The 16,027-nt window shown below is 55.2% G+C and carries 10 protein-coding genes; all 10 read right to left on the minus strand.

Features of this window, described 5'->3' with window-relative positions:
• Positions 1-141: 141 nt before the first annotated feature.
• Positions 142-1,335, minus strand: coding sequence for an elongation factor Tu (gene tuf, locus HALA3H3_RS06980; protein ID WP_009288143.1), 1,194 nt, complete (start codon positions 1,333-1,335; stop codon positions 142-144).
• A 29-nt stretch (positions 1,336-1,364) separates the two neighbouring features.
• Complete coding sequence (gene fusA, locus HALA3H3_RS06985; protein ID WP_022520868.1) at positions 1,365-3,488, minus strand: elongation factor G; 2,124 nt, start codon at positions 3,486-3,488, stop codon at positions 1,365-1,367.
• Between the two features lie 202 nt (positions 3,489-3,690).
• Positions 3,691-4,161: a 30S ribosomal protein S7 gene (rpsG, locus tag HALA3H3_RS06990; RefSeq protein WP_009288145.1), complete on the minus strand. Its 471-nt coding sequence runs from the start codon at positions 4,159-4,161 to the stop codon at positions 3,691-3,693.
• Positions 4,162-4,343: 182 nt separating this feature from the next.
• Entirely contained in the window at positions 4,344-4,718 is a 375-nt protein-coding gene (rpsL, locus tag HALA3H3_RS06995; RefSeq protein WP_008959173.1) for a 30S ribosomal protein S12, read from the minus strand.
• 213 nt (positions 4,719-4,931) lie between these two features.
• Positions 4,932-9,146 carry a DNA-directed RNA polymerase subunit beta' gene (gene rpoC / locus HALA3H3_RS07000; protein WP_009288147.1) on the minus strand — a complete coding sequence of 1,405 codons (4,215 nt, stop codon included), beginning with the start codon at positions 9,144-9,146 and terminating at the stop codon, positions 4,932-4,934.
• Positions 9,147-9,156: 10 nt separating this feature from the next.
• Positions 9,157-13,233, minus strand: coding sequence for a DNA-directed RNA polymerase subunit beta (gene rpoB / locus HALA3H3_RS07005; protein ID WP_022520869.1), 4,077 nt, complete (start codon positions 13,231-13,233; stop codon positions 9,157-9,159).
• Between the two features lie 345 nt (positions 13,234-13,578).
• Positions 13,579-13,947, minus strand: coding sequence for a 50S ribosomal protein L7/L12 (gene rplL, locus HALA3H3_RS07010; RefSeq protein ID WP_022520870.1), 369 nt, complete (start codon positions 13,945-13,947; stop codon positions 13,579-13,581).
• 112 nt (positions 13,948-14,059) lie between these two features.
• Positions 14,060-14,560, minus strand: coding sequence for a 50S ribosomal protein L10 (rplJ, locus tag HALA3H3_RS07015; protein ID WP_022520871.1), 501 nt, complete (start codon positions 14,558-14,560; stop codon positions 14,060-14,062).
• Between the two features lie 319 nt (positions 14,561-14,879).
• Positions 14,880-15,572 (minus strand): 50S ribosomal protein L1, encoded by a 693-nt coding sequence (rplA, locus tag HALA3H3_RS07020; protein ID WP_022520872.1) that lies wholly within the window; start codon positions 15,570-15,572, stop codon positions 14,880-14,882.
• 2 nt (positions 15,573-15,574) lie between these two features.
• Positions 15,575-16,006, minus strand: coding sequence for a 50S ribosomal protein L11 (gene rplK, locus HALA3H3_RS07025; RefSeq protein ID WP_007112017.1), 432 nt, complete (start codon positions 16,004-16,006; stop codon positions 15,575-15,577).
• Positions 16,007-16,027: the final 21 nt, after the last annotated feature.

Raw genomic sequence — 16,027 nt, forward strand, 5'->3', positions numbered from 1 at the left:
GATGTCGACGGCGCGAGCCGTCTACCCACGCATTCAAAGGATGCGCATTATAGGCACGCCAAAAGCCCATGTCAAACATTTGCTGTTGGTGCGCAGAAAAGGGGGCTCATCAGAGCCCCCTTCATCATTCAAGCATGCTGCTTACTTGACGATTTTGGCCACAACGCCAGCACCGACAGTACGGCCGCCTTCACGAATAGCGAAGCGCAAGCCTTCGTCCATTGCGATCGGGGCGATCAAGGTAACAACCATCTGAACGTTGTCACCCGGCATGACCATTTCAACGCCTTCCGGCAGTTCACAGGTACCCGTTACGTCGGTGGTACGGAAGTAGAACTGCGGACGGTAGCCCTTGAAGAAAGGCGTGTGACGACCACCCTCTTCTTTGGACAGTACGTAAACTTCTGCTTCGAAGGTAGTGTGCGGGTTGATGGTGCCCGGCTTGGCCAGTACTTGGCCACGCTCGACGTCATCACGCTTAGTACCACGCAGCAGGGCGCCAACGTTCTCACCAGCACGACCTTCGTCGAGCAGTTTACGGAACATTTCAACACCGGTAACGATCGTTTTGGTGGTATCGCGGATACCCACGATTTCCACTTCTTCGCCCGCTTTGACGATACCGCGCTCTACACGACCGGTGACAACAGTACCGCGGCCAGAGATAGAGAACACGTCTTCGATCGGCATCAGGAACGGCTGGTCGATGGCACGCTCCGGCTCAGGGATGTAAGCATCCAGAGCTTTGATCAAATTAGCGACGGCAGTCGTACCCATGCCCTTGTCATCTTCACCGTTCAGCGCCATCAGCGCAGAGCCAGTGATGATCGGCGTGTCGTCACCCGGGAAGTCGTACTGGTCTAGAAGTTCGCGAACTTCCATTTCTACCAGCTCGAGCAGCTCTTCATCATCGACCATGTCCGCTTTGTTCAGGAACACAACGATGAACGGTACGCCAACCTGACGAGACAGCAGGATGTGCTCGCGAGTTTGCGGCATCGGGCCGTCTGCGGCAGAACATACCAGGATAGCGCCGTCCATCTGCGCAGCACCGGTGATCATGTTCTTGACGTAGTCAGCGTGTCCCGGGCAGTCAACGTGCGCGTAGTGGCGATCTTCAGACTGGTATTCCACGTGGGAAGTAGCGATTGTGATACCGCGCTCACGCTCTTCAGGAGCGTTATCGATGGTATCAAACTCACGCCAGTCGCCGCCGAAAACCTCAGCAGACACGCGGGTCAGGGCCGCCGTCAGAGTCGTTTTACCGTGGTCGACGTGACCAATGGTGCCGACGTTGACGTGCGGTTTGGAACGTTCAAATTTTTCCTTAGCCACTGCTATAACCTCTTTACGTTAGCTAACGGTTAACCGTTTTGATTGATGACGGCTTCAACGACGCTGGAGGGCGCCTCGTCGTACTTCGAGAACTCCATAGAGTAGCTCGCACGGCCCTGGGTTTGTGAGCGCAGATCGGTTGCATAACCGAACATCTCGCCCAGTGGCACCGTCGCACGAATGACTTTACCAGAAGAGGAGTCATCCATACCCTGCACCAGGCCGCGACGACGGCTCAGGTCACCCATGACGTCACCCATAAATTCTTCGGGGGTCACGATTTCGACCTTCATCACCGGCTCCAGCAGCACGGCCTTGGCCTTCCTGGCACCTTCTTTTACTGCCATAGAAGAAGCAATCTTAAACGCAGTCTCGTTGGAGTCTACGTCGTGGAAGGAGCCATCAAACAGCGTTACTTTAACGTCGATCATCGGGTAACCCGCGATGACGCCGTTTTTGAGCTGCTCAAAAGCACCCTTCTCAACCGCGGGAACGTATTCCTTGGGAACCGCACCACCCACGATCTCAGAGTTGAACTTGAAGAACAGTTCGTCTTCGCCTTCACCCTTCTCTTCTGCTGTCAGCGGCTCAATACGCAGCCATACGTGACCATACTGACCACGACCACCGGACTGACGTACGAACTTGCCTTCTTGCTCAATGCTGCCGCGAATCGTTTCGCGATAGGCAACCTGAGGCTTACCGATATTGGCTTCAACCTTAAACTCGCGACGCATACGGTCAACGAGGATATCCAGGTGAAGCTCACCCATGCCAGAAATAATCGTCTGGCCGGTTTCTTCGTCGGTTTTGACCTGGAAGGAAGGGTCTTCTTGAGCAAGCTTGCCCAACGCAACACCCATCTTCTCTTGGTCTGCCTTAGATTTAGGCTCTACAGCAACCGAGATAACCGGATCCGGGAACTCCATGCGCTCGAGAACGATCTTGTTATCGATGTCGCACAGGGTATCACCCGTGGTGACGTCTTTCAGACCGATACAAGCAGCGATGTCGCCCGCCAGAACTTCTTTGATCTCTTCACGGGAATTGGCGTGCATCTGAACGATACGGCCAACGCGCTCTTTCTTCTGCTTAACGGAGTTATAGACACCGTCACCAGATTTAAGAACACCCGAGTAGACGCGAATAAAGGTCAGCGTACCAACGAAGGGGTCAGTGGCGATCTTAAACGCCAGGGCTGCAAACGGCGCACTGTCATCAGCTTCACGGGTATCAACGGTGCCGTCTTTATCGTCGAGCTCACCTTCGATCGCCTTAACTTCCGTCGGCGAAGGCATGTATTCGATAACGCCATCCAGCACTGCTTGAACGCCTTTGTTCTTAAAGGCAGAACCACAGGTAACCAGAACGATATCGTTAGCCAGGGTGCGCGCACGCAGACCGGCCTTGATCTCTTCAACCGATAGCTCACCGCCTTCAAGGTACTTTTCCATCAGCTCGTCAGAGCCTTCGGCAGCAGCTTCGACCATCTCTTCGCGGTACTTTCCTGCTGTTTCTTGTAGCTCAGCAGGAATGTCCGCGAGGTCATAATTCATACCCAGGCTCTCCTCGTCCCACAGGATAGCCTTCATCTGAATCAGATCAATAACGCCTTTAAAGTCCTCTTCCGTGCCCCAGTTAATCTGGATTGGCACAGCTTTGGCACCCAAACGCTCTTTCAACTGCTCGACAACCATGAAGAAGTCAGCGCCGGTACGGTCCATCTTATTGACGAAAACCATGCGCGGAACTTCGTACTTGTTGGCTTGGCGCCATACTGTTTCGGTCTGCGGCTGAACGCCGGAAGAACCACACAGCACAACAACCGCACCATCGAGTACGCGCAGAGAACGTTCAACTTCAATAGTGAAGTCAACGTGCCCCGGGGTGTCGATAATATTGATACGGTGCTCAGGGAACTGCTTGTTCATGCCCTGCCAGAAACAGGTAGTTGCAGCTGAGGTGATAGTGATACCACGCTCCTGCTCCTGCTCCATCCAGTCCATGGTCGCAGCACCGTCGTGTACTTCGCCCACTTTGTGGGAGAGGCCGGTGTAGAACAGTACACGCTCAGTCGTCGTGGTTTTACCCGCGTCGACGTGAGCGACGATACCGATATTACGGTAGCGATTTAGTGGAGTCTTGCGTGCCACGGTGAAACTCCCGTTTGTTGGCGATGCTCGTTAATTTAGCGGCGTATGCAAGCGAGGTTTATGCGGCCGCCGCTACCACTGCGTCATGGTAGCGGCTGAGTGTTGCAACTTTTGAATTGCAACAACGCGACTCAGCAAACATTCCACCATGCTGAACAACGTGCATATATAAACCAGAAAGCCATACTTAAAAACGCCGACCTTAAAAACGGTAGTGCGAGAAGGCCTTGTTGGCTTCTGCCATGCGATGCACGTCTTCGCGCTTCTTAACGGCAGAACCTTTACCTTCAGCGGCATCCAGCATTTCACCCGCCAGACGCTGAACCATGGTTTTCTCACCGCGACGACGCGCCGCGTCTACCAGCCAGCGCATTGCCAGCGCTTGACGGCGAGACGGACGTACTTCAACCGGCACCTGATAGGTCGCACCACCAACGCGGCGCGACTTCACTTCGACCATCGGCTGGATGGCTTCCAGCGCTTTGTCGAAGATCTCCAGCGGATCTTCTTTACTACGCTCGGCAACCTTGTCCAACGCACCGTAGACGATACGCTCAGCTATGGACTTCTTGCCGCTGACCATCAGGTGGTTCATGAACTTCGCCAGACGCTCACTTCCGAACTTAGGATCCGGCAGAATCTCGCGTTTAGCTACTACTCTTCTTCTAGGCATGATAAGCCCTCAATTAAGGATCTTTCAGGTAAACCCGGAACTCATGCAACCTGTGTACGCTATTCAAGTACCACAAGTGCAGCCCGACCTTACTCTTATCAGACCGTCAAATTCGTGAAAATCGTTACTCAGCATGCCCTTTTGACGGGGCGACGCTGCACAGCTGACCTAGGACTTAAAACTTAGGACTTAGGACGCTTAGTACCGTATTTAGAACGACCCTGACGACGATTTTGAACGCCAGAGGTGTCAAGGGCGCCACGAACGGTGTGATAACGCACACCTGGCAAATCCTTTACACGACCGCCGCGAATCAAAACGACAGAGTGTTCTTGAAGGTTGTGACCTTCACCACCGATATAGGAAGACACTTCAAAGCCGTTGGTAAGGCGCACACGGCAAACCTTACGCAGAGCCGAGTTAGGCTTCTTCGGGGTGGTGGTGTAAACGCGCGTACAAACGCCACGTTTTTGCGGACAGGCCTGCAGCGCTGGCACGTCACTTTTTGTGACGGGGCGCTTGCGCGGCTTGCGCACTAGCTGATTAATCGTTGCCATGGTGTTTAGCTGACTCCAATGGTTGCCTTGCCTTTTAACAAATGCGGGCAGCGGATGCGGGCGCACCCACCCCACTGTTAAAGGCTGCGCATTCTAAAGGCTGACCCTAGGTCGCGTCAAGCCTTGCCGGCGGTTTTACCGGCAAGGTGACACTTTTTCAGGTCAGCTATTCGTTTTACTTACTCATGTTACCTACTGCTTTAGGCGCCAAATCTACAGCTCGTCGTCAGAATCGAGAGCGGTCAACTGTGCACCCAGCTCCTGTTCGACTTCGGTAGCCGAAGGATTGAACAGTTGCTCAACGTCTTCGCGCTTGCGACGACGTTCTGCGTGGTGAGTCAAGCCTGTACCAGCCGGTATCAGGCGACCAACCACCACGTTTTCTTTCAGGCCACGCAGGTAATCACGCTTGCCAGTCACCGCTGCTTCGGTCAGTACGCGGGTTGTCTCCTGGAAGGAGGCCGCGGAAATGAACGACTCGGTGGCCAAGCTGGCCTTGGTGATACCCAGCAGCATACGCTGATACTTGGCCGGGAATTTCTTCTCTTTTTCAAGGCGTTCGTTCTGTTCCAGCACGCGAACCAGTTCAGCCTGGTCGCCCGTGATGAAGTCAGAATCGCCCGAATCAGTAATCTCTACCTTACGCAGCATCTGACGCACAATGACTTCGATGTGCTTGTCGTTGATGCCTACGCCCTGCAGACGATAAACGTCCTGTACTTCGGCAGTGATGTACTTGGCGAGCTCCTCAACACCCAGCAAGCGCAGGATATCGTGCGGATTGCTCGGCCCATCGGAAATCACCTCGCCCTTCTCGACGGTTTCGCCTTCAAAGACGGCAATTTGACGCCATTTCGGAATCAGCGCTTCAAACGGATCGCCAGATTCCGGGGTAATGGTCAGACGACGCTTACCTTTGGTCTCTTTACCGAAGCTGATCACACCGCTGATCTCGGCCAGGATCGAGGACTCTTTCGGCTTACGCGCTTCGAACAAGTCAGCAACCCGCGGCAGACCACCGGTGATGTCTTTGTTCGCCGAGGCTTCTACCGGGATACGGGCAACCACTTCACCCACCCCGATCGTCACACCATCGTCGACCGAAATAATCGAGTTGCCCGGAAGCAGGTACTGAACCGGGGTGTTGGAGCCCGATACAGAGACGTACTCGCCCGAGCTGTCTTGCAGCATGACCATCGGGCGCTTGTCACGACCGGCCATGGGACGTGCTGCAGACTCGATCACCTCGATAGAGGAGAGGCCGGTCATCTCATCGACGCTGCGGTGCATGGTGACACCCTCGTCGAGATCAATGAACTGCGCCTTACCTTCTACTTCGGCAACGATCGGGTGGGTGTGCGGATCCCATTTGGCCACTGTCGCACCAGCGTCGACCACGTCGCCGTCGCGTACAGAAAGCTCAGCACCGTAAGGGAGCTTATAGTACTCACGCTCACGGCCATGGTCGTCAGCAACGGCCAGGGCGCTAGAACGAGATACCACCACCAGCTTACCGTCGGCACGCTCTACATGCTTGATGTTGTGCAGACGAACCTTACCGCCGTGCTTCACTTGTACGCTATCCACAGCAGACGAACGCGATGCCGCACCACCGATGTGGAAGGTACGCATGGTCAGCTGGGTACCCGGCTCACCGATGGACTGTGCGGCAATAACGCCGACGGCTTCACCGATGTTGACCTGATGGCCACGGGCCAAGTCACGGCCGTAACAGGAGGCACACACGCCGTGTGCGGTCTCACAGGTAATCGTAGAGCGAACGATGATCTCGTCTACACCCATGGTGTCGAGCTCGGCACACCATTTCTCGTCGAGCAAGGTACCTTTCGCGATCAAGACTTCACCGCTGCCTGGGTGAACCACATCCTGGGCGACTACACGACCAAGCACGCGCTGGGAAAGCGGTACGATAATGTCGCCGCCTTCGATGATCGGGTGCAGGGTCAAGCCATTTTCGGTACCACAGTCGACTTCGGTGATGACCAGGTCTTGCGCTACGTCTACCAAGCGACGCGTCAGGTAACCGGAGTTGGCGGTTTTCAACGCCGTATCCGCAAGACCTTTACGTGCACCGTGGGTCGAGATGAAGTACTGCAGTACGTTCAGACCTTCACGGAAGTTGGCGACGATCGGCGTTTCGATGATCGAGCCATCCGGCTTGGCCATCAGACCACGCATACCCGCCAACTGACGGATCTGGGCAGCACTACCACGGGCACCGGAGTCGGCCATGATGAAGACGCTGTTGAACGAGTCCTGCTCAACTTCGTTGCCATCACGATCGATGACGGTCTCTTTAGAGATACCCACCATCATCGCCTTGGCGACTTTATCGTTGGCCTTGGACCAGATATCGATAACCTTGTTGTACTTCTCGCCCGCTGTTACCAGGCCAGAAGAGAACTGGTCTTCGATCTCTTTAACTTCGGCTTCCGCTGCATCAACGATTTCAGTTTTTGCTTCGGGAATAACGAAGTCGTTAACACCGATTGAGGCGCCGGACCAGGTCGCGAGACGGAAACCGGTATACATCAGCTGGTCAGCGAAAATGACGGTCGGCTTGAGGCCGGCACGACGATAAACTTCGTTGATCAGGCTGGAGATCGCCTTCTTCTTCATCGGCTGGTCGATCAGCTCGAAGGGCACACCTTCGGGCAGAATGCGGAACAGCAGTGCACGGCCTACCGTCGTATCGTAAATACGGCGGTGGAAGCTACGCTCGCCGCTCTCTTCTTCGATATCGATTTCGTCCAGACGCACTTTGACCCGGGCGTGCAGCGATACTGACTGGGTACCGAAAGCGCGCTCTACCTCGTTGAGGTCAGAGAACACCATACCCTCGCCTTTGGCGTTGATCTTTTCGCGGGTCATGTAGTAAAGACCCAGTACAACGTCCTGGGACGGCACGATGATCGGCTCGCCGTTAGCGGGCGAAAGCACGTTGTTGGTGGCCATCATCAGCGCACGCGCTTCGAGCTGGGCTTCCAGGGTCAGCGGCACGTGTACCGCCATCTGGTCACCGTCAAAGTCGGCGTTGTAGGCGGCACATACCAGCGGGTGCAGCTGAATCGCTTTACCTTCGATCAGCAGCGGCTCAAACGCCTGGATACCCAGACGGTGAAGCGTGGGGGCGCGGTTAAGCAGTACCGGGTGCTCGCGGATAACATCGGCAAGGATGTCCCACACTTCCGGCAGCTCGCGCTCGACCATCTTCTTGGCGGCTTTGATCGTGGAGGCATAGCCCAGCGACTGCAGCTTGGAGTAGATAAACGGCTTGAACAGCTCAAGCGCCATTTTCTTGGGCAGACCACACTGGTGCAGACGCAGGGTCGGACCAACGGTAATTACCGAGCGGCCCGAGTAGTCGACGCGCTTACCCAGCAGGTTCTGACGGAAACGACCCTGCTTACCTTTGATCATGTCGGCGAGCGATTTCAGCGGGCGCTTGTTAGAGCCCGTGATCGCGCGGCCACGACGACCATTGTCGAGCAGTGCATCGACGGCTTCCTGGAGCATACGCTTCTCGTTGCGCACAATAATGTCCGGCGCATTGAGATCGAGCAGACGCTTCAGGCGGTTGTTACGGTTGATTACACGACGGTAAAGGTCGTTGAGATCGGAGGTCGCGAAACGGCCACCGTCCAGCGGTACCAGCGGACGCAGATCCGGTGGCAGCACGGGCAGCACTTCCATGACCATCCACGCCGGCGCGTTACCGGAGTGGTAGAAGGCTTCAAGCAGCTTGAGGCGCTTGGAGAGCTTCTTGATCTTGGTTTCGGAGTTAGTCTGCGGAATCTCTTCGCGCAGGTGGTTAATCTCTTCTTCCAGATCGATATCTTTGAGCAGCTCCTGAACGGCTTCGGCACCCATGCGGGCATCGAAGTCATCACCGAACTCTTCCAGTGCTTCAAAGTACTGCTCGTCGTTCATCAGCTGACCACGCTCCAGCGTGGTCATACCTGGATCGATAACGACAAAGCTTTCGAAATACAGCACGCGCTCGATATCACGCAGGGTCATATCGAGGAACATGCCGATACGCGACGGCAGTGACTTCAAAAACCAAATGTGTGCCACCGGCGAAGCGAGCTCGATGTGCCCCATGCGCTCACGGCGCACGGCGGCTTTGGTCACTTCTACGCCACACTTTTCGCAGATGATACCGCGGTGCTTCATGCGCTTATACTTGCCGCACAGGCACTCGTAATCCTTAACCGGGCCAAAAATCTTGGCGCAGAACAGGCCATCCCGCTCCGGTTTAAAGGTACGGTAGTTGATGGTCTCAGGCTTCTTCACCTCGCCAAACGACCAGGAGCGAATCATGTCCGGCGACGCCAGGGTAATCTTGATCGCGTCAAACTCTTCGGACTGAGACTGCGATTTGAGTACTTTCACCAAATCTTTCATGGGACGGCTCCTAGCTCTCTAACTCGATATCGATGCCCAGCGAGCGGATTTCCTTCACGAGTACGTTGAAGGATTCCGGCATGCCTGCCTGCATGGTGTGGTCGCCATCCACGATGTTTTTGTACATCTTGGTGCGGCCTTCGACGTCGTCCGACTTGACGGTGAGCATCTCTTGTAGCGTGTATGCAGCGCCGTAAGCTTCCAGCGCCCACACTTCCATCTCACCGAAGCGCTGACCACCGAATTGCGCCTTACCACCCAAGGGCTGCTGGGTAACCAGCGAGTAAGAACCAGTAGAACGCGCATGCATCTTGTCGTCTACCAAGTGGTTAAGCTTCAGCATGTACATGTAGCCAACGGTGACCGGACGGTCAAAAGCATCACCGGTACGGCCATCGAACAGGGCCATCTGACCCGACTCGGGGATGTCCGCCAGCTTCAGCAGGTGCTTGATTTCGTGCTCTTTGGCACCGTCAAACACCGGCGTGGCCATAGGCACACCACCTTTGAGGTTCTTCGCCAGGGCGATGATCTCGTCATCCGTCAGGGAGTCGAGATCTTCAACGCGCGTACCTTGCGTATTGTAGATCTGACCCAGGAAATCACGGATCTCGGCCACTTGCTGTCCACGTGCGTCGCGCAGCATGGCTTCGATCTTGACGCCCAAGCCACGTGCCGCCATACCCAGGTGGGTTTCCAAAATCTGACCGACGTTCATACGCGACGGTACGCCCAGCGGGTTCAGCACCACGTCGACCGGCTCGCCCTTTTCATCAAACGGCATGTCTTCGATGGGCATAATCGCCGAGATAACACCTTTGTTACCGTGGCGACCGGCCATCTTGTCACCCGGCTGGATGCGACGCTTAACCGCCATATAGACTTTGACGATTTTTAGCACGCCCGGTGCGAGATCGTCGCCCTGGGTCAGCTTGCGCTTCTTATCTTCAAAGCGCTCGTCCATCTCTTTACGACGGGTTTCCAGCTGTTCGTCGGCCTGTGCCAGCAGCTCGTTGTAGGACTCATCCTGCATGCGCAGTTTGAACCACTGCTGACGCGGCAATTCATCCAGGTATGCCTCGTCGAGCACGTCACCTTTCTTGAGGTTCGGGCCGCCGTTAACAGCCTGACCGTCAAGGGTACGCTTTAGACGCTCAAAAGTGGCGTCTTCGGCGATACGGTAAGTCTCTTGGAGATCCTTACGAACTTCGTCAAGCTGAGTGCGCTCGATCGACAGGGCGCGTGAATCTTTCTCAACGCCGTCACGAGTAAACACCTGAACGTCGATGACCGTACCTTTCATGCCGGTGGGGGCACGCAGGGAAGTGTCTTTAACGTCAGACGCTTTCTCGCCGAAGATGGCACGTAGCAGCTTCTCTTCAGGCGTCAGCTGGGTTTCACCCTTCGGCGTTACTTTACCGACCAGAATATCGCCCGGGCCGACTTCGGCACCGATGTAGACAACGCCCGCCTCATCCAGCTTGGAGAGCGCAGACTCGCCCACGTTAGGGATATCGGAGGTAATTTCTTCCGAGCCCAACTTGGTGTCGCGGGACACACAGGTCAGCTCCTGAATGTGGATCGTGGTGAAACGGTCTTCTTGAACGACCCGCTCGGAAAGCAGGATGGAGTCCTCGAAGTTGTAACCGTTCCAGGGCATAAACGCGATGCGCATGTTCTGGCCCAGCGCCAGGTCGCCCATATCCACCGACGGGCCGTCAGCGAGAATATCGCCACGTGCCACGCTGTCGCCAGGCCGCACGATGGGGCGCTGGTTCATACAGGTGTTCTGGTTCGAGCGGGTGTACTTGGTCAGGTTGTAGATATCAACGCCGGCTTCACCGCCGATGATTTCATCTTCATTAACCCGTACCACGACACGACGCGCATCGACGGAATCAATCACGCCGCCGCGATTGGCCACCGCACAGACGCCGGAGTCACGGGCAACAAAGCGCTCCATGCCCGTACCTACCAGCGGCTTATCGGCACGCAGGGTCGGTACCGCCTGACGCTGCATGTTAGAACCCATCAAGGCGCGGTTGGCGTCATCGTGCTCCAGGAACGGAATCAATGCCGCTGCGACTGATACAACCTGACGTGGCGACACGTCCATTAGCGTCACTTGTTCAGGACGCATAAAGGTCGTTTCACCGCGGTGACGAACCTGAACCAGGTCATCACTTAACTTGTTGGACTCATCTACCGCTGCTGATGCCTGGGCGATAACGAAATCGCCCTCTTCGATCGCCGAGAGGTGAACGATGTCGTCGGTCAACTGACGATCAACCACTTTACGGTACGGCGTTTCGAGGAAACCGTAGCTGTTAGTGTGGCTGTAAGTGGCCAGCGAGTTAATCAGACCGATGTTCGGGCCTTCTGGCGTTTCGATCGGGCATAGACGCCCGTAGTGCGTGGCGTGAACGTCACGTACTTCGAAGCCAGCACGCTCACGGGTCAAACCACCGGGGCCGAGTGCCGACACACGACGCTTGTGGGTAACCTCAGAAAGCGGGTTGTTCTGATCCATAAACTGCGAAAGCTGGCTGGAACCGAAGAACTCCTTCACCGCCGCCGCGACCGGCTTGGCGTTGATCAAGTCTTGGGGCATCAGGCCTTCGCTTTCCGCCATGGAAAGACGCTCTTTCACGGCGCGCTCTACACGCACCAGGCCTACGCGGAACTGGTTCTCTGCCATCTCGCCCACACAGCGAATACGGCGGTTACCCAGGTGATCGATATCGTCAACGTCACCGAAGCCGTTACGGATACTGATCAGCTCGCGCAGCACATCAAGAATGTCTTTGCGATCCAGTACGCCGGAGCCCGTGTCAGTATCACGACGCAGGCGACGGTTGAACTTCATGCGGCCAACGCCAGACAGGTCGTAGCGGTCCTCAGAGAAGAACAGGTTGTTAAACAGGGTCTCGGCAGACTCTTTGGTGGGCGGTTCGCCGGGACGCATCATGCGGTAAATTTCGACTAACGCTTCAAGCGCGGAATTAGTAGCATCCAGCTTCAAGGTGTCGGAAATGAATGAACCGCAGTCGAGATCATTGGTGTAGAGCGTTTCCACCAAGGTAATGCCACCCTGGGCCATGCGCTCAAGCACCTCGGGAGTGATCTCGGTATTACACGGGCAGATCAGCTCGCCTGTTTTGGAGTCGATTTGATCTTTAGCCAGCGTTTTGCCGAACAGGTACTCCATCGGCACGTCCAGACGCTCAAGGCCGGCTTTTTCAAGCTGACGAATATGCTTCTGGGTAATCCGACGCCCCTCTTCAACGATCACATTGCCTTCGCCATCCTTGATGTCGAAAGTAGCTGTCTCGCCGCGCAGGCGCGACGGAACCAGCTCAACATAGAAACCGGATTTCTCAATGTGGAAGACGCTGGTTTCAAAGAACTCGGCCAGAATTTCTTCGGTGTTCATCCCCAGCGCACGCATCAGTACCGAGGCCGGCAGCTTGCGGCGACGGTCAATACGTACGAAAACGTTATCCTTGGGGTCAAACTCGAAGTCTAACCAGGAGCCACGATAAGGAATCACGCGAGCTGAATAGAGCAACTTGCCGGAAGAGTGGCTCTTACCTTTGTCGTGATCGAAGAACACACCGGGCGAGCGGTGGAGCTGGGAGACGATAACCCGCTCAGTACCGTTGATAACAAAGGTACCGTTCTCAGTCATCAGGGGGATTTCCCCCATGTAGACTTCTTGCTCTTTAATATCTTTAATTGCTTTGTTCGAGGAGTCGCGATCATAGATGATCAAGCGAACCTTGACGCGCAGCGGGGCGGAGTAAGTCACGCCGCGCAGTTGGCACTCCTTAACATCGAACGCCGGCGTGCCAAAGCGGTAGCTGACATACTCAAGCGCTGCATTGCCGGAGAAGCTCTCAATCGGAAACACGGACTTGAATGCCGCGTGCAGACCGACCTCGTGACGCTCGTCGGGCGAACGATCTTGCTGGAGGAAGTCGTAATAGGAATCAAGCTGGATCGCCAGCAAGTAAGGCACATCCATCACTTGGGGCAGTTTGCCGAAATCCTTGCGGATGCGTTTTTTCTCAGTATATGAGTAAGCCATCTGTATTCCCCAGCTTGTTCACCATGGGTGACCGATGCGTGGTCATCTGCCCTTCGAGCTTCGTCAGACACAGACAGCAAGCTCCTCAATCGGTAGCTCGCCGTCGAAAATCTAGTTCGATAACTCAGTCGTCGATAACACTGTAGTCGATAACACTATCTTCAATAACGCCATCTTCAATAACACTTTTACGTTTCTGTCGTGGCTACTCTCAATGAGCAGTACTGCTGTCGTTCAATATCACCGAGTGTTCGACACCAGCTACAACAGAAAAAGGCCGGCAGCGGGAAATCCCGCCGCCAGCCGTGGAAGCTTACGCAGCGCGTAAAGCCGTCCGCACAAGGCTTACTTGAGCTCGACGGTTGCGCCCGCTTCTTCCAGCTTGGCTTTAGCTGCTTCAGCGTCGTCTTTAGACAGACCTTCTTTGATGGTCGCCGGAGCGCCGTCAACAGCACCTTTAGCTTCTTTCAAGCCAAGGCCAGTGATCTCACGTACTGCTTTGATCACGTTAACTTTCTTGTCGCCAGCAGCGGTCAGAACTACGTCAAACTCAGTCTGTTCTTCAGCTACTTCGCCGCCAGCAGCCGGACCAGCCATTACGGCAGCGGCAGCAGAAACGCCGAATTTCTCTTCCATTGCTTCGATCAGCTCGACAACTTCCATTACGGTCATGTCGGCTACAGCATTGATGATATCGTCTTTAGACAGTGCCATTGTTTCATTCCTAACTTTGCGGGAGTCTCGGTCAGCCGAGGACTCAGGATTCATTGCTCGGTTCAGGCAGCGCCCTGGTTAGACCGTTTACGCCACCTGCAAGAAGAACTGCTTATGCAGCTTCTTGCTTCTGGTCGCGCAGAGCGGCCAGAGTACGAACCAGCTTGCCAGCGGAGGCTTCTTTCATTACCGACATCAACTTGGCAATTGCTTCGTCGTGAGTCGGTAGGGTTGCCAGACGGTCGATGTCAGCAGCCGGAATCAGCTCACCTTCGTAGGCCAACGCTTTTACTTCGAAGTTCTTGTCCGCTTTAGCAAACTCTTTGAACAGACGAGCGGCAGCGCCCGGATGATCAGTAGAGAAGGCCAACAACGTAGGACCAACGAAGCTATCGTTCAAGCACTCCCACTGAGTGCCCTCGAGAGCGCGGCGAGCCAGCGTATTACGTACAACACGCAGCTCTACACCATTCTCACGCGCCTGCTTGCGCAGATCGGTCATTTTACCAACCGTAACGCCGCGAGAATCAGCAACTACGACGGAGAGTGCGCCCTTGGCCGCTTCACTGACCTCGGCAACAATCGCTTTCTTGCCTTCAAGTGCTAGTGGCACAGTGATCACTCCTTCGTGCCGGAACCCAGGAAGGTTCCGGTGGTTACCATCTCTCCCCACTCTGCTGTGCTAAAAGCGCTGCAAAGCGGGAAGCCTTGGGGATGGTGCTCACCAGAAAGCCGTCTTAAGCTTAACCAACTGGCGGCCACACCATCTGCGCAGGCGCTTATAGGGCAATTAAGCCGCCCTTGTAAGTACTTGCGTACTTATCAAGCGCGGCACCTGCGGTCTTTGACGATGCCCCGGCCAGTGATAGCCACCAAACGGGGGACCGCAAAGTTCTTGCTCGGTTCCTACAAAAAAACCAACGATGACTCGCTTACGCGAAAGCAGAGTGATCGATTGTCAAACCCGGGCCCATGGTAGTAGACAGGGTCATTTTTTTGAAGTAAATGCCTTTAGACGAGCTCGGCTTGAGGCGCTTCAGGTCAGCAACCAGTGCCTCCAGGTTGCCGTTAATCGCTGAGGCGTCAAAATCCACTTTACCCAGGGTAGTGTGGATGATGCCGTTCTTGTCAGTACGGAAACGCACCTGACCCGCTTTGGCATTTTTAACCGCCGTCGCCACGTCGGGCGTTACGGTGCCAACTTTCGGGTTAGGCATTAGGCCACGCGGGCCTAGAATTTGACCTAGTTGACCTACAACGCGCATAGCATCGGGCGAAGCGATAACGACGTCAAAATCCATCACGCCTTTTTTCACTTGCTCAGCCAAGTCGTCCATACCCACGATGTCGGCGCCAGCTTCTTTAGCGGCATCGGCATTAGCACCCTGAGTGAAGACAGCAACGCGTACATCTTTACCGGTACCGTTAGGCATAACAGTAGCGCCACGTACCACTTGGTCAGATTTACGCGGGTCAACGCCCAGGTTGATGGCGACATCAACAGACTCTTTGAATTTAACAGTAGACAGCTCAGAGAGCAGCGCAACCGCTTCTTCAATAGAGTAGGCTTTAGTAGTGTCTACTTTTTCGCGAATGATTTTCGCACGCTTAGACAGTTTAGCCATGATCAGAGACCCTCCACGTTTAGGCCCATGCTGCGAGCGCTGCCAGCAATGGTGCGTACAGCGGCATCGAGATTCGCAGCCGTCAAATCAGGCTCTTTAGTCTTGGCGATCTCTTCAAGCTGTTCACGCGTTACGGTGCCGACCTTCTTCTTGTTCGGCTCACCAGAACCGGACTTGATGCCAGCGGCTTTTTTCAGCAGCACGGCAGCAGGCGGCGTCTTGGTGACGAACGTGAAGCTACGGTCAGAGTAGACGGTGATCACGACTGGCGTCGGCAGGCCCGGCTCAATTTCTTGAGTCGCGGCGTTGAACGCCTTACAGAATTCCATGATGTTCACGCCGTGCTGACCCAGCGCAGGGCCTACCGGCGGACTTGGATTGGCTTTACCTGCAGCAACCTGCAGCTTGATATAAGCCTGTACTTTCTTGGCCATCTTTAACACTCCAGTTGGGTA

Source organism: Halomonas sp. A3H3 (genome assembly GCF_000982975.1).
Lineage (GTDB): Bacteria > Pseudomonadota > Gammaproteobacteria > Pseudomonadales > Halomonadaceae > Vreelandella > Vreelandella titanicae.